16 protein-coding genes, 1 tRNA gene and 1 pseudogene are annotated in these 19607 nt (G+C 60.8%); 13 read left to right on the top strand and 5 right to left on the bottom strand.

Annotated elements, in window-relative coordinates; genetic code table 11:
* Positions 1-283: 283 nt before the first annotated feature.
* The 5 genes from VRB54_RS01435 to VRB54_RS01415 all read left to right on the top strand — a co-directional run bounded on the left by VRB54_RS01435 (position 284) and on the right by VRB54_RS01415 (position 5463).
* Positions 284-2500, top strand: coding sequence for an AsmA family protein (locus VRB54_RS01435; protein WP_338479246.1), 2217 nt, complete (start codon positions 284-286; stop codon positions 2498-2500).
* Positions 2497-3564, top strand: coding sequence for an A/G-specific adenine glycosylase (gene mutY / locus VRB54_RS01430; protein WP_338479245.1), 1068 nt, complete (start codon positions 2497-2499; stop codon positions 3562-3564). The genes VRB54_RS01435 and mutY overlap by 4 nt, the downstream gene beginning before the upstream one ends.
* Positions 3561-3833, top strand: a complete 273-nt coding sequence (locus tag VRB54_RS01425) for an oxidative damage protection protein (protein WP_057008576.1) — start codon at positions 3561-3563, stop codon at positions 3831-3833. The genes mutY and VRB54_RS01425 overlap by 4 nt, the downstream gene beginning before the upstream one ends.
* A 103-nt stretch (positions 3834-3936) precedes the next feature.
* Positions 3937-4012 (top strand) — tRNA-Phe (locus tag VRB54_RS01420).
* 290 nt (positions 4013-4302) lie between these two features.
* The gene (locus VRB54_RS01415; protein ID WP_338479244.1) at positions 4303-5463 is read left to right on the top strand and encodes a Fic family protein; all 1161 of its coding nucleotides are present in this window, start codon (positions 4303-4305) and stop codon (positions 5461-5463) included.
* Between the two features lie 24 nt (positions 5464-5487).
* Here VRB54_RS01415 and VRB54_RS01410 read toward each other — a convergent pair whose 3' ends face one another.
* Together VRB54_RS01410 and VRB54_RS01405 are read right to left on the bottom strand one after the other, a co-directional pair.
* Positions 5488-7095 (bottom strand): hypothetical protein, encoded by a 1608-nt coding sequence (locus VRB54_RS01410; RefSeq protein ID WP_338479243.1) that lies wholly within the window; start codon positions 7093-7095, stop codon positions 5488-5490.
* Positions 7096-7181: 86 nt separating this feature from the next.
* The gene (locus tag VRB54_RS01405) at positions 7182-8147 is read right to left on the bottom strand and encodes an arsenic resistance protein (protein ID WP_338479242.1); all 966 of its coding nucleotides are present in this window, start codon (positions 8145-8147) and stop codon (positions 7182-7184) included.
* A gap of 153 nt (positions 8148-8300) precedes the next feature.
* Here VRB54_RS01405 and VRB54_RS01400 point away from each other — a divergent pair, with 153 nt between their 5' ends.
* Positions 8301-8714 carry a hypothetical protein gene (locus VRB54_RS01400; RefSeq protein WP_338479241.1) on the top strand — a complete coding sequence of 138 codons (414 nt, stop codon included), beginning with the start codon at positions 8301-8303 and terminating at the stop codon, positions 8712-8714.
* Positions 8715-8836: 122 nt separating this feature from the next.
* On the opposite strand, the gene gabP is transcribed toward VRB54_RS01400, so the two are convergent.
* On the bottom strand, positions 8837-10228 hold the full coding sequence (gene gabP / locus VRB54_RS01395; protein ID WP_338479240.1) for a GABA permease: 1392 nt from the start codon (positions 10226-10228) through the stop codon (positions 8837-8839).
* A gap of 556 nt (positions 10229-10784) precedes the next feature.
* On the opposite strand from gabP, the gene VRB54_RS01390 reads away from it, so the two are divergent.
* The 5 genes and pseudogenes from VRB54_RS01390 to VRB54_RS01370 all read left to right on the top strand — a co-directional run bounded on the left by VRB54_RS01390 (position 10785) and on the right by VRB54_RS01370 (position 14990).
* The gene (locus VRB54_RS01390; RefSeq protein WP_209987413.1) at positions 10785-11558 is read left to right on the top strand and encodes an ABC transporter ATP-binding protein; all 774 of its coding nucleotides are present in this window, start codon (positions 10785-10787) and stop codon (positions 11556-11558) included.
* 13 nt (positions 11559-11571) lie between these two features.
* Entirely contained in the window at positions 11572-12324 is a 753-nt protein-coding gene (locus VRB54_RS01385; RefSeq protein WP_338479239.1) for an ABC transporter substrate-binding protein, read from the top strand.
* A 73-nt stretch (positions 12325-12397) separates the two neighbouring features.
* Positions 12398-13093, top strand: coding sequence for an ABC transporter permease (locus VRB54_RS01380; protein WP_338479238.1), 696 nt, complete (start codon positions 12398-12400; stop codon positions 13091-13093).
* A gap of 38 nt (positions 13094-13131) precedes the next feature.
* Positions 13132-13822 (top strand): annotated as a pseudogene (locus tag VRB54_RS01375) (ABC transporter permease).
* Positions 13803-14990 carry a methyltransferase gene (locus tag VRB54_RS01370; RefSeq protein WP_338479237.1) on the top strand — a complete coding sequence of 396 codons (1188 nt, stop codon included), beginning with the start codon at positions 13803-13805 and terminating at the stop codon, positions 14988-14990. The pseudogene VRB54_RS01375 and the gene VRB54_RS01370 overlap by 20 nt, the downstream one beginning before the upstream one ends.
* Positions 14991-15230: 240 nt before the next feature.
* On the opposite strand, the gene bcsQ is transcribed toward VRB54_RS01370, so the two are convergent.
* Positions 15231-16175: a cellulose biosynthesis protein BcsQ gene (gene bcsQ / locus VRB54_RS01365; protein ID WP_338479236.1), complete on the bottom strand. Its 945-nt coding sequence runs from the start codon at positions 16173-16175 to the stop codon at positions 15231-15233.
* Between the two features lie 290 nt (positions 16176-16465).
* On the opposite strand from bcsQ, the gene lapG reads away from it, so the two are divergent.
* Both lapG and lapD read left to right on the top strand, forming a co-directional pair.
* Positions 16466-17158 carry a cysteine protease LapG gene (gene lapG / locus VRB54_RS01360; RefSeq protein WP_422396087.1) on the top strand — a complete coding sequence of 231 codons (693 nt, stop codon included), beginning with the start codon at positions 16466-16468 and terminating at the stop codon, positions 17156-17158.
* An 11-nt stretch (positions 17159-17169) separates the two neighbouring features.
* Positions 17170-19116 (top strand): cyclic di-GMP receptor LapD, encoded by a 1947-nt coding sequence (gene lapD / locus VRB54_RS01355; RefSeq protein WP_338479235.1) that lies wholly within the window; start codon positions 17170-17172, stop codon positions 19114-19116.
* 55 nt (positions 19117-19171) lie between these two features.
* On the opposite strand, the gene VRB54_RS01350 is transcribed toward lapD, so the two are convergent.
* Entirely contained in the window at positions 19172-19510 is a 339-nt protein-coding gene (locus VRB54_RS01350) for a tryptophan synthase subunit beta (protein WP_338479234.1), read from the bottom strand.
* Positions 19511-19607: the final 97 nt, after the last annotated feature.

Below are 19607 nucleotides of genomic sequence, written 5' to 3'. Positions count from 1 at the left end.
CTCCCCCTCGGCGTTGCACGCAAAGCGTGGCCGTGGTGGTCGAGTAAAGCTCCATTTTGGCGCGACGATAGGTCGCAGAAGGCGGACGAACGCGCAGAGATTAGCACCTGTAGAGGCAAGAAAAACCAAACTGATATCACTTTTTCAGGAAATTCGTTTTTTCTGACGCCAAATTCCTGTTCCGCTCGATCTGGATACAATGTAACGATCGCTGAACTGACTCAGGCCGCCGGGCGTTATACTCTGCGGCTAAATTTTGAAATCGACATACAAGGACTCGCCCATGAAAGCGTTCGGCAAAATCCTGGGTCTGGTACTCCTCGGGCTGTTGCTGATCATTGTGGCTCTCGGCTTTGCCCTGACCCACCTCTTCGATCCCAACGACTACAAGGAAGAGATTCGCCAGATTGCCCGCGACAAGGCCCACATCGAGCTGACGCTTAATGGCGATATCGGCTGGAGCCTGTTCCCCTGGCTCGGTCTTGAACTGCATGACGCCAGCGTGGCCACTCTGACTACCCCGACCCAGCCATTCGCTGATCTGCAAATGCTCGGCCTGTCGGTGCGCGTGCTGCCCCTGCTGCGCCGCGAAGTGCAGATGAGCGATGTGCGGGTCGAAGGCCTGAACCTGCGTCTGAACCGCGACAGGCAGGGCCATGGCAACTGGGAAGATATCGGCAAGAATGCCCCCGATGCGACGGCCGACACCCCTGCTCCTGCCCCAACGGAACCCGTGGCCGAGACCAAACCGGAGAAGCCGCCGCAACCAATCCGCCTGGACATCGACAGCCTGACGATCAACAACGCCCGCGTCGAATACAACGATGAGCAGACCGGCAAGCAGTTCAGCGCCGAGAGCATCCAGCTGAGCGCCGGCGCCGTGCATGAAGGCGCAAGCATTCCGGTGAAGCTCACCGCGTTCTTCGGCAGCAACCAGCCGGTGATGCGCGTCAAGACCGAGCTCAACGGCAACCTGCGCATCCAGCGCGCCCTCAAGCGCTACCAGTTCGAAGACATGAAGATCACCGGTGAAGCCACCGGCGAGCCGCTGCAGGGCAAGACCGTGACCTTCTCCACCCAGGGCCAGTTGCTGGTGGACCAGGCGGCGAACATCGCCGAATGGACCAACCTGAAACTGTCGGTCAACCAACTGCGCGCGCTGGGCGAACTGAAAGTCAACGATTTGGACAAGACCCCGCAGCTCAGTGGCGCCCTGTCCATCGCCCAATTCGACCTTGCCAAATTCCTCGACAGCGTCGGCCACACGCTGCCGCCGATGGCCGACGGCAGCCTGAGCAAGGTCGAGCTGGTCAGCCGCCTCAAGGGCACGCCCACCAGCGTTGCGCTCGAAGACCTGAACCTGAAGCTCGACGGCAGCACCTTCACCGGCCGCATCGCCGTGGAAGACTTCGCCAAACAGTCGCTGCGCGTACAGCTCAAGGGCGACACCTTCAACGCCGACAACTATTTGCCGGCCAAGTCCGAGTCTGCCAAAGGCGCCACCGCCGCCCGCCAGGCCGAAGTGCAGAACAGCGAAGCCGGGGCCATGGCTGCCGGTGGCACCACGCCGCTGCCCGACGCGCCGACCAAAAGCGCCTGGAGCACCGACAAGCTGCTGCCGCTCACCCGCCTGCGCACCCTCGACGTGAATGCCGACCTTGCCTTTGGTCAATTGACCTTGAGCAAACTGCCGATCCAGAACGCCGTGCTGAAAGCCTCCGGCATCGACGGCCAGCTCAAGCTCGACGCCCTCAGCGGCGGTCTCTACAACGGCACCTTCCAGGCCAACGGCACGCTCGATGTGCGCCAGGATATTCCGCTGCTCGCGTTGCAAAGCCATATCAGGCAAGTGCCGGTCGAACGCATCCTGCAAGCCCAGGGGCAAACCCCGCCGGTGAAAGGCCAGGTCACCCTCGACAGCAACCTCAGCGGCCGCGGCAACAGCCAGAAAGCGCTGATCGACAGCCTCAACGGCACCGCCAGCTTCGTGATCAACAACGGCGTGCTGCTCAATGCCAACATTGAGCAGCAAGTGTGCACCGGCATCGCCCTGCTCAACCGCAAGACCCTGAACAGCACGCCACCGGGCAAGGACACGCCGTTCGAAGAACTGCGCGGCAACCTCACGTTTCGCAATGGCGTTGCCAGCAACCCCGACCTGAAAGTGCGTATCCCGGGCCTGACCGTCAACGGCAACGGTGACGTCGACCTGCGCGTGCTGGGCATGGACTACCGCGTCGGCATTATCGTTGAAGGCGACCAGCGCGAAGTGCCGGACCCGGCGTGCCAGGTCGGCGACAACTTCCAGAACATCGAAGTGCCGCTGCGCTGCCGCGGCCCGCTGGAGCTGGGTGCCAAGGCCTGCCGCCTGGATAAGGACGGCCTCGGCCAGGTCGCTATCAAGGCCGCCGGCAATCGCCTCAATGAGAAACTGGAAGAGAAGCTCGACAAGGTCAACCCGCAGCTCAAAGATGCTTTGAAAGGCCTGTTCAAACGATGAGAAACGAGCAGTTTTCAGAGGCCGTACTCGACTGGTACGACCGCCACGGTCGCCACGACCTGCCCTGGCAACAGGGCATCACGCCTTACCGGGTGTGGGTTTCGGAGATCATGCTGCAACAGACCCAGGTGAGCACCGTGCTCAATTACTTCGACCGGTTCATGGCCTCGCTGCCGACGGTCGAAGCCCTGGCCGCCGCGCCGGAAGACGAAGTGCTGCACCTGTGGACCGGCCTGGGCTACTACACCCGGGCGCGCAACCTGCAAAAGACCGCGAAGATCGTGGTGGCCGAGTACGGTGGCGAGTTTCCCAGGGACGTCGAGAAACTTACCGAACTGCCCGGCATCGGCCTGTCCACCGCCGGCGCCATTGCCAGCCTCAGCATGGGCCTGCGAGCGCCGATCCTCGACGGCAACGTCAAACGCGTGCTGGCGCGCTTTACCGCGCAGGAGGGCTACCCCGGCGAACCCAAGGTAGCCAAGCAGCTATGGGCCACCGCAGAGCGCTTCACGCCCCATCAACGTGTCAACGCCTATACCCAGGCGATGATGGACATGGGCGCGACCCTTTGCACCCGCAGCAAACCCAGTTGCCTGCTGTGCCCGCTGGAAAAAGGCTGCGAGGCCCACATGCTCGGCCTGGAGACGCGCTACCCGATCCCCAAGCCACGCAAGACCATCCCGCAGAAACGCACACTGATGCCAATGCTGGCCAACACCGAAGGCGCGATTCTGCTTTATCGCCGCCCCTCCACCGGGCTGTGGGGCGGGTTGTGGAGCCTGCCGGAGCTGGATGACCTTGGCGACCTCGAACACCTGGCCGAGCAACACGCGCTCGAACTGGGCAAGCATCAGGAACTGCCGGGGCTGATCCACACCTTCAGCCATTTCCAGCTGGCCATCGAACCCTGGCTGGTACAGGTCGAGGAATCGGCCCATCACGTGGCCGAGGCCGACTGGCTCTGGTATAACCTCGCCACCCCGCCGCGCCTGGGCCTTGCCGCCCCGGTAAAAAAACTGCTGAAGCGCGCGGCCGACGTATTGAATGCAGGAGTGTCGTCATGACCCGCACCGTAATGTGCCGCAAGTACAAAGAAGAACTGCCAGCCCTGGACCGCCCTCCGTACCCGGGCGCCAAGGGCCAGGACATTTACGACAATGTCTCCGCCAAAGCCTGGGGCGACTGGCTCAAACATCAGACCCTGCTGATCAACGAAAAACGCCTGAACATGATGAACGCCGAAGACCGCAAATACCTGGCGGGCGAAATGGACAAGTTCTTTTCCGGCGAGGAATACGCCCAGGCCGAAGGCTACGTACCACCTGCTCAATAATTGAGCAAAAATCGGGGTCAGCACGTAAGCGACGGTAATAATTAAATATTTTTCTAAAACTTGCTTGACGACCCCCTGAAAAACCCGTTTAATGCGCCCCGTTGCCCAGATAGCTCAGTCGGTAGAGCAGGGGATTGAAAATCCCCGTGTCGGCGGTTCGATTCCGTCTCTGGGCACCACTAATCAGTTTCAGGTGGTGCAACTATCATCCGAAACACACAAAAAACCCGCCTTGTGCGGGTTTTTTGTTGCCTGCGATTTGAGCAGGCCATATACCGCCCCTCAGGCGCAGGCCCGCTGACGAAGGATCACCTGGCCAAACCCACTTGCGCCCCTCAAGCTTTTCACTTATCTGAATTGTTTTTTTGAGATAACGTAGTCCCTATTGAGACCCTGAACCCGCGTTTTACGGGCATCAGAGCGCTCCTTTTTTGAGATAATAAAAAATCGATTAGAGATATTTTTCGACATGGCAGAGTTTTTTCACCACGATCTTGAGCTTCTGAACCCTTCATTCGACTCAGGTCTGGTTGACGTTCTGAGTGAACTGGAACATCTGCGCCGCCTGGAACTGGGGGGCGATACGCCACCTGCCGTTTTTTTCCAGCTTAAGGACCTGTTTCACACGCTGGAGAGCCTCGGTTCCGCTCGTATTGAGGGCAACCATACGACCCTCGCGGACTACATCGAAAGTAAAGTCGATGGAAAAGCAGAAGACTCAGATCAATTGCGAGAGATCGCAAATATCGAAAAAGCCATGTACTACGTTGAAAGCATCGTGAAGCCTGGAGTAGACCTCTCCGAGTTTGCAATCCGGGAACTTCATTCGATCACGGTTCAAGGACTGAAGCGCGAAGGTGATCGCACGCCAGGCGCATACCGTGAAGCTGGAGTACGTATAGCCCAATCAGACCACTTGCCTCCCGATGCCGTGCTGGTACAGGGGTATATGCAAGAACTGATTGCTTTCGTGAATAAACCGGATGCGCCCAAATATGACCTGATGAAGGTCGCCCTGGCCCACCACCGATTCGGCTGGATTCATCCCTTCGGCAACGGCAATGGCCGTGTCGTACGTCTTCTCACCTGCGCAATGTTAATGAAGTACGGTTTCAACGTCAGCGCGGGCGGTCGAGTCCTGAACCCTACGGCTGTGTTCTGCATTGATCGGGAAAAGTACTATTCAATGCTCTCCAGTGCCGATACAGGCACCAAGGAGGGACTCGAAGCATGGTGCATCTACGTTCTCGCGGGGATCAAAGACGAACTGGAGAAAGTAAGCAGACTGACTGACTATGGCTATCTGACCAGGCACGTCCTGGCGCCCACCATAGCCATGGCAAAAGAGCGAGAATGGATCACGCCAATTGAGGAAAAAATTCTGACCACGGCGGTTCAACTGAAGGTCGTCAAATCAAGCGACATTGCCGATGTACTGCCAAGCCTGTCTGCAGCACAAAGAACCTACCAGATAAAAAAACTGGTCGATCAGGGCATGCTTCTTCCCGTTAACCCAGGTGCACGGCATTACACCATCGGGTTCTCCAACAACTACCTGATCAGAGGCGTTATCAAGTCACTACGCGAGGAAGGATTCATCCCTGAGCAGTTGGACAGGCCTTATGCATGAAGACTTATCCAGACAAGGTCGCACTCACTTCAACAAAAACACCATCAACGGATTGTCATTCAATCGCCCGTTGAACGCCGGAGCCAGATGCTCCACCGGCGAGCCCTTCAGCAAGGCCGTTTCCGTGCGCTCCACAATCACCCAGGACGGCCTTGGCAGCGCGTTCAATTTCTCCAGGTCATGGCGCCCTACGAACAACGGTCGCTCGTCGTGATCCAGGTTCATCATGTAGCGCACGCCCCAGGTGTCCTGGCCAAGATCGACGAACACCAACGGTCCAGGGGTTATAGCGCGAAGCGATTCGACCTGACCGACAAACGTGCGGGTGTCGAATTGCAGGTCCTTGGAAGGCTCTACCACCGCCACCAGCAGTAACCACTGCGCCGCCAGTGCGATCAGGCTGAGCCACACCAGGCGCGCAGCCCGATGCCAGGCGACCAGCGCCGCCACCTGCAGCAACACCAATACGCTGAACAATAGCGGCAACGATACGTCCGGCCAGTAGCCATGTTTCTGCCACGCGTGCCGACACACCAGCACGGCAATCACGCACAGCGTTGGCAGCGCCGCGACAAGGCATTCGTAGCATCGGCGCACGCCAGCGAGCCAGCCCTGCGCCTGCAGCAGCCCATAGGCGGCGACAGCGGCAAACATCGGCACCATCGGCAGGATGTAATAGGCGCGTTTGAAGTGCGGCACCGACAGGCCAAGCAGAATCATCAAGCCGCACGCGCCGAGACGCACCACCATGTGCACGTCTTCATCGGTCCGTCGCAGCGCCCATCGGTGGCGCAGCGCAAACAAAGTCGCCAGGGCCAGCGGCACCACGGGAAAGTAACGGTACAAACTCAACTGGAAGTAGAAATAGAACGGCTCACCGTTTTCATCGAGGCGCCCGCCCACCTGCATCTTGAATACCTCGTCGGCAAACGCATCGCCTCCGCTCATCCGCGCCAGCTTCATCAGCAGCCACCAGCAAGCCGCCAACAGCACCAGGCCGACCACGCCGTGAATCAACACCTGCCTGACCCGTTCGCCGGGACGGCCGAGCGCCCAGTAAACGCACGCCACGCCGCAAACTTCGATCAGCCCCAACGGGCCACGAATCGCAAACGCCAGAATGAACAACGGAAACACCGCCAGTTGCCGCCAGCGCGAACCCAGGCGCTCACCACTGTGCAGCAGATAGAAGCTGCCCACGCAGAGCAGCGCGACCATCTGATCGAGGCAGACCGAGCGGGACTTTTCGAGCAACTGCGTGGTGAGCAAGGTCAGCAGTACGGTGAGCAGCGCCCATTGCCGACCGTGAGGGGCCAACAGCCGGTAGATCACGGCAATCACCCCGGCAGATGCCAGTGCGGTGGGCAAGATATTCGCCAAGTGATTGGGTGCACCGAACACTCGGGCAAACACAAAGCTTAAGAACGTCGCTGTGCCGGGGTAGTCCGCGTAGGGCTGCCCGTAAGTAGTGGGGAAAAGACTCGCGCCATGGCGAAACATTTCCTGCAGGAACAGCGCCCAGCGACCGTCAAAGCCCTGGGGCTGCTGGTCCCAGATACCCAAGGTGAACAACAACAGGGCGATCAGAAACAGGCCCAGGGATTCCAGACGAAAACGGTTGCGGTGATCCATCGGTTGACCTGTCAGGTGTAAGGCGCCGCCCATGGTGCACAACGCACCCCTGAATAGCGCCTGAACAGACCTGAAACTTCACGCGTTTACCGATTTTTGCGCCACACCACTGCGGGGATAAGGCGCACGTAGAACAATTGGGCGACCAACTCGACCAGGGTCTGCAGGATTACCGCCGTCGCCGCCAACCCGCGCACGTCTTCCGGCAGCGCCAGTGCCAACGGCAGCACCACCAGCGAGTTACGCGTGGCGGCACTGAAGGTCACCGCACGCGCCGCCCCTGCCGGCAACGCGAACAATCGCGCGGCCAGCATCCCCGGCAATGGCGCCAGCAACACAAAACCCAGGTAAACCGGAATCACCGGCAGCAGCAGGTTGAGATCGCGCACCACCGAGGTGATCTGCGAACCGATCACCACAAACAGCACCAGCGCCATCGCCGGCACCGGTAACCAGGCCCAGGCGCTGTTCCACGCACTGATGACAGCAGATCGTCGCGCCAGGGACGTCGTCAGTACCGCCAGCAGCATCGGCACCACAATCAACCACACAAACGCCGCGACAAATGGCCCGACCTCAACCACCACCTCAGACTGAGTGCCCAACATCAACCCCAGGTACACCGGCAACAGCGCCAGCTGCAACAGCAGCAACACCGGCGTCGCCGCCAGCATCAACCGCGAATCGCCCTTGCCGATGTGGGTGAATACCACCACGTAATCGATGCACGGCGTCAGCAACACGAGCAGCGCCCCCACCAGCAGTGCCGGGCGCTCCACAAGGCCACGGGTCAGTGCCCAGACCAGCAACGGCACAAAAATGAAATTGGCCAGCAGCAGCGCCGCCATGAAACGCTTGCTGCCCATCCCCTGACGCAGGTTCAGAAACGGGATTTGCAGGAACATCGCATACATCAGCACGGCGATAGCAGGCGTGACCAGAGCGACGAGGCCATGCCCCAGCGAAGGCGCGAACAGGCCCAGGGTGACGGCAAGTAGGACTGCGACGAAGTAGAGGTGGATCTGGTTGTGCTCGAGGGTTTCGCGGGTCATGAAGAAGCTCTGGGCCGATGCAAAGACGCGAGCGTATTAGCAGCACAAACAAGGAGCAATAGCAGCACCGCGAATCGCCCCTTCCACACAACCCCCTTGGGATTTGCCCCAACCTGCGCTTCAATACCCCCCAAACCCAAGGAAGCCGACCCCATGGCCTCGCCGAACAAGCAGCAGAAACGTGCCCATCGGGCCAAGGCCAAAGCCAAGCAGAACCGCACCCAGCGCGCCGTGGCGGCCAAGCCGGATGCGTTTGCCGGTGACGACGACCGTATCGACCTTGAGTCGGTGGATTTGACCGAATTGTTCCTGGAGATGCGCGTTGCCAGCGAAACCAGCCAACAGGCGATGTGTGCAGCGTTCCTGGCGCACCCGTTGCTGGCGCTGGTGCTGGAACAGGAAGGCGAAGAAGAAGCCACTGACTTTATCCTGGCCGCGCTGATCGAGTATCGGCAATGGACCACGGACAGTGACGATGAAGCGGCGGCGCTGGCGTGGATTGAATCTGCAGAGTTCCAGGCCGATTACGTGGCGGCGTCACAGTCACTGGTGAACTCCCAGGACTGACGCAAAACAAATGTGGGAGGGGCTCGCTCCCGATAGCAGCCTGTCAGTCAGCACACCTGACACTGACACACCGCTATCGGGAGCAAGCCCCCTCCCACACCTGAACTACCTCCACTCAACCATCAGTTAAGCACTGCAGCACTCGCCCGCTGAGCCTTGCGCCGGCTCGCAACAACGAGCCCCGCAGCCACCACCAGCAAGCTCAACACCCCAGTCGCGATAATCTCGACCCGGTGCGCTTCCTGGAACAGCATGATGGTCAAGGTGCCCACGATAAATACCATCACTGCATAAGTGAGGCCAGGGAACAGCCACATCTTGAATTCGAGCTTCTCCCCCGCCGCCACACGCTTCTGACGCATGCGCAGTTGCGACACCGCGATCACCAGATACACCAGCAACGCGATAGCGCCGGAGCTGGTCAGCAGGAATTCAAACACCGCCGCCGGTGCCACATAGTTGGCGAACACCGCCAGGAACGCAGCCCCCGTCGACAGCAGCACGGCCCAATAAGGCGTGCCGCTCTTGTTGGTGCGCTTGGCCACAGCCGGAGCGTCACCGCGACGGCCCAGAGAGAACAGCATGCGCGATGCGGTGTACAGCGCCGAGTTCAGGCAACTGGTCACGGCCACCAGCACCACCAGATCGACGATCAGCTTGGCATTCGGGATGCCCATGCGTTCCAGCACGGTCTGGTAGGAGCCTACCGCCGCCAGGGTCGGGTCATTCCACGGCACCAGGGACACCACGATGAAAATCGACAACAGGTAGAACAAACCGATCCGCCAGATCACCGAGTTGGTGGCCTTGGTGATTTGCTGGCCGGGGTTCTTCGATTCAGCCGCCGCAATGGTGACAATCTCGGTGCCCATGAACGAGAACATGGTGGTGAGGATGGCCGCCAGCACCGCGCCCATGCCGTTGGGCATGAAGCCTTGGGTGTCGAACAGGTGCGACACCCCGCTGACCTGGCTGGTGGGCAACACGCCGAAAATCGCCGCCAGGCCGAGGATGACGAAGGCCACGATCGCCACAACCTTGATCAACGCAAACCAGAACTCGAACTCGCCGTAGTTCTTCACGCTGAACAGGTTGGTCGCCGTCAGCAACAAGGTGATGATCAGGGTGAAGGCCCAGATGGCCACGTCGGGGAACCACGCATGCAGGATGGTCGCCGCCGCGTTGGCCTCCAGTGGAATCACCAGCACCCAGAACCACCAGTACAACCAGCCGATGGTAAAGCCGGCCCAGTGCCCGATTGCACGGTCGGCGTAGGTGGAAAACGAACCCGTGTCCGGCGACGCCACGGCCATTTCGGCGAGCATGCGCATCACCAATACCACCAGCGTGCCCGCGGCGGCATACGCCAGCAGTACGGCAGGGCCAGCGGCAGCAATCGCGTGGCCGGAGCCGACGAACAACCCGGCACCGATGACGCCGGCAATCGACAGCATGGTGACGTGACGCGGTTTGAGCCCCTGTTCGAGGTCATTGGAGCTTTGCGTACTACTCATTGACACACCTTTGCGAGGAATTGCGAAAACGGTCCGCCCGGCCTGGATGCTTTCTCGTGAAAAGAAACCAACAGGGGCGTTCTTTATTTTTTACGCAAGATTTGCGCCAAAATGTTACGAATCCACAGTCGACGCGGGCTGTAGGACGCTTCCTCATAAATCGCAAGTCATTGAGAACAATGGCATTTCGCTATAGCGTTACCGTGCACCCCACATTCAAGACGTTTGAGCGCACCAAAAACACACACAAAAAGTGCGTGACGCCCTATTAAAGGGCTGATATGCACCGTTTGCCGGTTTTACCCTTCCAACACTTGGCCAAAGCTGGCACCATCGCGCCCTTTTTTACGCAAAGCCTGCGCATATTCCGGGGCAAATGGTTGTTCGGTTGTTGATGGCGCGACACGCCGCTGTGCCGATGCGACACCCTGCCGCAGACCACCGTTTAACCGCCCGCGGCGCTGTTGGCTGTCATCCAGACGCTATGCTAGCTTGGCGCCTCGCCAGGAAGGCGCCCCCGCAGCGCCGCATGCAACGAACACAATGAGGACCCCACATGGCCGAGGCCACGCCCGCGCTTGAAATCCGCAACCTGCATAAACGCTATGGCGAGCTGGAGGTGCTCAAGGGTATCTCGCTGACCGCCCGCGACGGCGACGTGATCTCGATCCTGGGCTCTTCCGGTTCCGGCAAATCCACGCTTCTGCGCTGCATCAACCTGCTGGAAAACCCGCACCAGGGCCAGATCCTGGTGGCTGGCGAAGAGCTCAAGCTCAAGGCCGCAAAAAACGGCGAGCTGCAGGCCGCCGACGGCAAGCAGATCAACCGACTGCGCAGCGAAATCGGTTTTGTGTTTCAAAACTTTAACCTGTGGCCGCACATGAGCATCCTCGACAACATCATCGAGGCGCCACGCCGCGTGCGCGGCCAGAGCAAGGCCGAAGCGATCGAAGTGGCCGAAGCCCTGCTGGCCAAGGTCGGCATCGCCGACAAGCGCCACGCCTACCCTGCGCAATTGTCCGGTGGCCAGCAACAACGCGCGGCCATCGCGCGCACCCTGGCGATGCAGCCCAAAGTCATTCTGTTTGACGAGCCCACTTCCGCGCTTGACCCGGAAATGGTCCAAGAAGTACTTAATGTGATCCGCGCACTGGCCGAAGAAGGCCGCACCATGCTGCTGGTCACCCATGAAATGGGCTTCGCCCGTCAGGTGTCCAGCGAAGTGGTGTTTCTGCACCAGGGCCTGGTCGAAGAGCAAGGATCGCCACAGCAGGTGTTTGAAAACCCGCTTTCGGCGCGCTGCAAACAATTCATGTCCAGCAACCGCTAACGGAGCAACATGCATGCAGAACTATAAAAAATTCCTTCTGGCCGCGGCCGTCTCGATGGCGTTCAGCGCCACGGCCATGGCAGAAACCCTGACAATGGGGATCGAAGCGGCCTACCCGCCGTTCAACAACAAAGACGCCAGCGGCAACGTGGTGGGCTTTGACAAGGACATCGGCGACGCCCTGTGCGCCAAGATGAAAGTCGAGAAGTGCGAAGTGTACGTGTCCGACTGGGACGGCATCATCCCGGCCCTGAACGCCAAGAAGTTCGACTTCCTGGTGTCTTCGCTGTCGATCACCGATGAGCGCAAGCAGGCCGTCGACTTCACCGACCCGTACTACTCCAACAAGCTGCAGTTCATCGCACCGAAAGCCACTACCGACTTCAAGCCCGACGCCGACTACCTCAAGGGCAAGATCATCGGTGCACAGCGCGCGACGCTGGCCGGCACCTACCTTGAAGACAAACTGCCAGACACCGAAGCCAAGCTGTACGACACCCAGGAAAACGCCTACCTCGACCTGACATCCGGTCGCCTGGACGGCATTCTTGCCGACAAGTACGTGCAATACGAATGGCTCAAGAGCAAAGACGGCTCGGCCTACGAGTTCAAGGGCGACCCGGTGGTGGAAAGCGACAAGATCGGTATCGCCGTACGCAAGGGCGACCCGCTGCGCGAGCGCCTGAACAAAGCCCTGGCAGAGATCAAGGCTGACGGCACCTACAAGAAAATCAACGACAAGTACTTCCCGTTCAGCATCGAATGACCTGAACGGCCTGCCCGGCGCGCTCACCTGAGCGCGCCGGCTTTTGCACTGCCTGCCGCGATATGAAAACACCATGAATTTCGATCTCTACGGATTCGGCCCCGCGCTTGCCGCCGGTGCGCTGATGACCGTCAAACTGGCGCTCACCGCCCTGTGTCTGGGGCTGCTGCTGGGCCTTGCCGGCGCCCTGGGTAAGACGTCCCCCTACAAGCCATTGCAATGGCTGGGCGGAGCCTACTCGACCCTCGTGCGCGGTATTCCCGAACTGCTGTGGGTGCTGCTGATTTATTTCGGCACGGTGAACCTGATGCGCAGCCTGGGCGAGACCTTCGGTATCCCCGACCTGTCACTCAGCGCGTTCGCCGCTGGCGTCATCGCCCTGGGCCTGTGCTTTGGCGCCTACGCCACGGAAGTGTTCCGTGGCGCGATACTCGCCATTCCCAAGGGCCATCGCGAAGCCGGTGTGGCGTTGGGGCTGTCCCGATTCAGGATTTTTACCCGGTTGATCATGCCGCAGATGTGGCGCATCGCCCTGCCGGGCCTGGGCAACCTGTTCATGATCCTGATGAAGGACACCGCGCTGGTGTCGGTAATCGGCCTTGAAGAAATCATGCGCCACGCGCAGATCGGCGTGACCGTCACCAAACAACCGTTCACCTTCTTCATGGTCGCGGCATTCATGTACCTGGGCCTCACGGTGCTGGCCATGAGCGGCATGTACTTCCTGGAAAAACGCGCCGCCCGCGGCTTTGCAAGGAGCACCCAATGAGCGGCGACTACAGCTGGCTGGCGCATTTCGACCTGGGCCTGAACTGGGCGGTAATCATCAAGTGGCTGCCCAAACTGGCACAGGGCGCCACCCTGACCCTGGAGCTGGTGGCCATTGCGGTCATCGCCGGCTCTGCTGCTGGCGATCCCGCTCGGTATCGCCCGCTCATCGCGCCTGTGGTACGTGCGCGCCCTGCCCTACGGCTACATCTTTTTCTTCCGTGGCACGCCGCTGCTGGTGCAGTTGTTTCTGGTGTACTACGGCCTGGCGCAGTTCGATTCGGTGCGCCACAGTTTCATGTGGCCTTACCTGCGCGATCCGTTCTGGTGCGCCACCGCCACCATGACCCTGCACACCGCCGCGTATATCGCCGAGATCCTGCGCGGCGCGATCCAGGCCATCCCGCCCGGCGAGATCGAAGCGGCGCGTGCCCTGGGCATGTCCAGGCCGAAGACGCTGTTCTACATCATCCTGCCGCGCGCCTCGCGCATCGGCCTGCCGGCGTACAGCAACGAGGTGATCCTGATGCTCAAGGCCAGCGCCCTGGCCAGCACGGTGACCCTGCTGGAACTGACCGGCATGGCCCGTACCATCATCGCGCGCACCTATTTGCCGGTGGAGATCTTTTTCGCTGCCGGGCTGTTCTACCTGCTGATGGCCTACATCCTGGTACGCGGCTTCAAACTGCTGGAACGCTGGCTACGCGTCGATGCCTGCCAGGGACGTTGAGGCGCGCTTCCACGCGCTGGATGCGTTCCTGATCGAGCACCAGGGGCTGTGGCGACCACGGCCCTTTGTTCATCGCCAGTTGCCCTGGGAAACCGAGCACCCGCAACTCGCCGCCTGGCTGCGCCAACGCACCCTGGGCGAGGCGCAAGACAGCCACAACCAACTCCACGATTTGCCCGCGCCGGCGCCGTTTCCACAGCTCGCGCGACAAGCGTTGCAACTGAGCGCTGTGGATAAGTTACCGACCCATCCCCTCGCACCTGCCCGCCCTCGTTTGAACGTCGACGTACCGGGCCGCAAATGGCAACAGATCGAGGCCTTCGGCGCAGCCCTGCACTTTGCCGACACGCCCAGGCATTGGCTGGACTGGTGCGCCGGCAAAGGTCACCTCGGCCGCCGCCTGCTGCACATCGGGCAAACGCTGACGTGCCTCGAATACGACCCGGCCCTGGTCACCGCCGGGCAAGCCTTGAGCGATCACCACCGGCTACCCGCCACCCATCGCTTGCAGGACGTGATGGCAGACGTGGCAATCGGCCCCGAGCACACGCCCGTCGCCCTGCACGCCTGCGGCGACCTGCATGTGCGCTTGCTAAAAGTGGCCAGCGCTGCCGGCTGCAGGCAATTGGCGCTGTCGCCCTGCTGCTATAACCGCATCAATGCCGATCGCTATCAGCCACTCTCCGGCGCAGGTCGTGCCTCGGCTCTGCATCTTTCGGTCGATGACCTCGGCTTGCCCCTCACCGAAACCGTGACCGCCGGCAAGCGCGTACGCCAGCAACTCGACCGCTCCATGGCCTGGCGCCTGGGCTTCGACCATCTGCAACGGCAACTGCGCGGCGTCGACGACTACCTCGCCACCCCCTCGCTGCCCGCCAGTTGGCTGGACAAACCCTACGCCGACTACTGCAAGGAGCTGGCACGCCTCAAGGGTTTATCCACAGGAGAGCAACCTTGGCAAACGCTGGAGGCGCATGGGTGGTGTCGTCTGGCCGAAGTCAGAAACCTGGAGTTGCTGCGCGGGCTGTTTCGACGGCCACTGGAAGTATGGCTGGTGCTGGATCGCGCGCTGTTTTTGCAGGAACAAGGCTACGCCGTTGAACTGGGCACCTTCTGCGAACCCTCGTTGACGCCGCGCAACCTGATGCTGCTGGCCGAGCGCGATTAAGGGGCGGCATTCACGCGCGCGTCCTGTGGATAACTCTGTTGATGAAATCTTTACAGATGCTGTAGCCACCTACGCTACAGCCCGCAAGCCGCCCTGGTCATTTTTTGTTCACATAATAAAACGCACGCAAAACAGGCAGTTGCAACATAATGCGAACAACGCTGCACCATGGCTGTTTCGTGTCAGGTGGCACCGAGCGATTGTGCATAAGCATCTGGCGTTACGCGTATAAACCGCGACTTATGGACGTTTTTTACGGGCAATCAACAGCCGGCACAGGCCGTTGATATCGTCGCCGGTCAGGCTAACGCGTATGTTATCCAGCGGGTCGGCGGCGAAAGCCAAGGCTTCGCTGATGGATGAATCGTGGTGGATGACATGAACGGGTCTGTCACCCAGACGTTGCTTGAAGGCCTCGAACATCTCAAGGCTGAACGCCGACTTATCATCCATCTGATTGATCACAATGTGGCAACGCGGCGCACGCTCAAGACACGGCGCCAGCAATGCATCCACCTGATCCAGTGTCCCGAGGCAAGCGGCATTCGGCTGAGTGACCACCAGCAGGATATCGGCCACGCTCAATGCCTGCTGCAAATAGACGTTATTGCCCGCCGGCGTATCGATGATCACCAGGCCGCGCTCATCCAATGCCATTGCCGACAAGCGCTGCGTCAGCCACTTGGGCTCACGCGTGAGCCAGCGCTGCAGGCTTTCCTTCTGATGGCTGTCGGTATCGCCAAACGGGATGACCTGGCACCCGGCAAACCCGGATTGCACGACGCTCGTCCACGGTGCATTGAGCAGGCTGGCACGGCCGAGGCCGGGCTGCTCGGCCTCTACGCCGAAGTGGTGGCGCAGCGCGTTCTGCGGGTCCAGATCCAGGGCTACCACCGACTCGCCGAGTCGTTGCAGGCCGCTGCTCAACGCCGTGACCAGGGTGCTGCGACCCACGCCGCCGTTGATCGACACCACCGCCACCACCGTCGGGCGCGCAACCGTCTGCTCCTGGGCCTGGGACCGCTCCTGGGGATGACTGCGGTAATGCGAGCCATCTCTCTGGTTCACCCGCGTGCCATCGTCAAAGGGCACGGTGCCGAAGAAGTGCAGCCGAGCATTTCTTCCCTCAGGGTCGCGGGAAACGCTCTTGCCAAACAGGGCAAATAGATAATCGGTGCGACTCATGGCCGGAGCTCCTTAACAGCGCCCTGTAAAGACGTGAAAGGCCGGCAGGATACTGGCTTCACCGCAGGTCTTCTTGTAGGCATTTTGACGGCTCATTCTCCGACAGCACCGCGCAAGTGTCATTATTTTGATCAAATCGCCAGCAGCCTTTCGGACGAGCGGAAAATGGCCAATTAAATGACGATCACTTTCTGTAATTCATCAAAAGTGATTTCACTGTGCCATTGTCTTTTGCCGGGTATCGCCTCACCATTGCCGCACCTTCCATGCTGCATGCCTGGGTAATCGCAGTGGCGTTACGCTTCAAACTCCCTCGGATCCTCTACGGTTTCGCCGTAACGCTGCTGTTGGCGGGTGGGCTGCTGGGCGATTTGCTGGCCGATTGGGATTTCAGCCAGATCAGCCGACGCGCCGAAACGCTGTACGGGCCGTTAGGCGCCGGACGCCAGCGCATCGATGCGTGGCAACAGTTGCTGTCCACCCAGAAACAGGTGAGCGAGGCCGAGCAGCTCAAGGTGGTTAACCTCTTCTTCAATCGGCAGTTGCACTACGAGGAAGACATCGACCTGTGGCACGAGGTCGATTACTGGGCCACCCCCATTCAGTCGCTGTGGAAAGGCGCGGGCGACTGTGAAGACTACGCCATCGCCAAGTACTTCAGCCTGCGCCACCTCGGCGTGCCGGCCGAGAAATTGCGCATCACCTACGTCAAGGCGCTGCGCCAGAACCGGGCGCACATGGTGCTGACGTATTATGCGAGCCCCGAGGCCATGCCCCTGGTGCTCGACAGCCTGATGGACCCGATTCTGCCTGCCAGCCAACGCCAGGATTTGCTCCCCGTGTATGCCTTCAACGGCGAAGGCCTGTGGCTGACCGGCGCGGCGGGCAACAAGAAAGTCGGTGACACCAAACGCCTGTCACGCTGGCAGGATGTATTGAAAAAAATGACCGCTGAAGGGTTTCCGGCCAGTTCGGACAATTAACAGGAGCTACGATGTCACTGTTCAAACAATTGCTGATCGCTATCTGCGTGTTCCTGATAGTCGCGTTCAGCGGTAGCTTCATGGTCAGCCTGGAGAGCTCGCGTACCCAGTACGTCAACCAGTTGCGCTCCCACGCTCAGGACGCGGCCACCGCGCTGGCCCTGTCGCTGACCCCGAACATCGATGACCCGGCGATGACCGAGCTGATGGTCAGCTCGATCTTCGACAGCGGCTACTACGCCAGCATCCGCGTGGTGGACCTGAGCAATAACCAGGTGCTGGTGGAGCGCGCCGCCGAGCCGGATGCCAGCAATGTACCGGCCTGGTTCGTGAAGATGATCGGCCTGGAACCGGCCGGCGGTGATGCCATCGTCAGCCGTGGCTGGCAGCAGGCGGCACGGGTCGAGGTGGTCAGCCACCCGATGTTCGCCCTGGCCAAACTCTGGCAGAGCGCCCTGGGCAGCCTCGGCTGGTTGCTGGTGTGCGGCGCGGTGAGCGCGATACTCGGCGCCCTGCTGCTGCGCCGGCAGTTGAAGCCGCTGGACTACATGGTCGAGCAGTCACATGCGATTGCCCGTCGCGAATTCCTGAGCCTGCCCGACCTGCCGCGCACCCCGGAGCTGCGCCGCGTCGTGCAGGCGATGAACCAGATGGTGGAGAAGCTCAAGGCCCTGTTCCATGAGCAGACCGAGCGTAGCGAGAAGCTGCGCGTGGAGTCCTACCAGGACAGCCTCACGGGCCTGGCAAACCGTCGCTATTTCGAGATGCAGCTGCAATCGCGGGTCAGCAACCTGGAGGAGTCCAGTTCCGGCTACCTGCTGATGCTGCGCGTCAACGACCTGAGCGGCCTCAACCAGCGCCTGGGCGGGCAACGTACCGACCAGTTGCTGCAGGCGGTCAGCCAGCAACTGGTGCGCACCTGTGCCAAGTACCCGGAAACCCACAACCTCATCACCCGCAGCCGTGGCGGCGAATTCGCGGTGCTGGCCCCGGGGCTGGTGCGCGACGAAGCCCTGCAGTTGGCCCAGGCGCTGGACGCGACCCTGCAAAGCCTGCACGAAACCGGCGCCACCGACATGCCGACCGTGGCCTTCATCGGCCTGGCGCCGTACAACCCGGGCGACGCCTCCGCCGACCTGCTGATGCTGGCCGACCAGGCGCTGACCCAGGCCGAAGCCAGCGGCGGCCAGAGCTGGGTGTGCCTGGAACATCAGGTCACCGGTACCGTCAGCGATGATCCGCACAGCTGGCACACCTTGCTCGATGACGCCCTGAAGCAAGGCCGCTTCCAGTTGTTTTTCCAGCCGGTGGTCAGCAGCGGCGATACCCAACAGGTGCTGCATTACAAGGTGCTGTCGCGCCTGCTCGACAACCAGAACCAGACCATTGCGGCTGGCCACTTCCTGCCCTGGCTGGAACGCTTCGGCTGGACCGCGCGGCTCGACCACCTGATGCTGGACCTGGTGATCAAACACCTGAGCCAGCACCCTGTCTCGGCGGCCTTGAACCTGTCGGCCGCGACCCTGCAGGACTCTCAAGCCCTGGAGCGGGTATTCGAACGCCTGGCCCAGCACCCAACGCTGGGCGCACAGCTGACGCTGGAGATCGGCGAGGAGCAAGTGCCCGAGCAGACCGAACTGGAGCGCCTGACCCGGCGCATGCGCAACCTGGGCTTCAGCCTCGGCCTGCAGCGTTTCGGCGGGCGCTTCAGCATGATCGGCAACCTGGCGAACCTGGGGCTGGCCTACCTGAAAATCGACGGCAGCTACATCCGCGCCATTGACCACGAAAGCCACAAGCGCTTTTTTATCGAAGCAATCCAGCGCGCCGCCCACAGCATCGACCTACCGTTGATTGCCGAGCGCGTGGAAACCGAAGGTGAGTTGCGGGTGATCCGCGAGATGGGCATCGAAGGGGTGCAAGGCCGACTGGTCGGTGAACCCGCGCCCTGGAAGTGAAGCGCTGACACCTCGAGCCTCCTTGACGGTCACGCCGTAAAGGAGGGGGCCGGGGTCAGATCAAGCCGGTTTCATCGTCGTTGATCAGTTCACTCAAGCCGCCCAGCGCGGCCCGCGCCTGGGTGCGTTCAAGAAACTTGACCTGCGCCGCCGGCGGCAGGTCGGTGATGCTCATCACGTTCTTGGTGATCAGCACCTGAATCAAGTCATCCAGCACTCGAATCATCTCAAGGTCACTTTGCTTGAGCTGCTTGAGGCTGTTGTCCACTGCATCATCGGCGAACCACGCCTGGATCTCATGGTGGTCGGCCGGCAGTGTCTCGGTGGCCTCGCTAAAAGCCTGCGCCTCGACGCGAACCAGCGCGTTGTATTGATCGCGTTGCACGTAGAACATCACCGTTCTCCCAATAAAAAATCCCTGCAGGCATCGCGCACGGCGCCCACAGAGATTACACAGATTTTCCCGAAGCTGATGCCCGGCGGCGCCAATC

It is taken from the genome of Pseudomonas trivialis, from assembly GCF_036864995.1.
GTDB lineage: Bacteria > Pseudomonadota > Gammaproteobacteria > Pseudomonadales > Pseudomonadaceae > Aquipseudomonas > Aquipseudomonas trivialis.
Note: the sequence above shows the minus strand (reverse complement) of the source record. Positions and strands in the feature narration are given on the sequence as shown.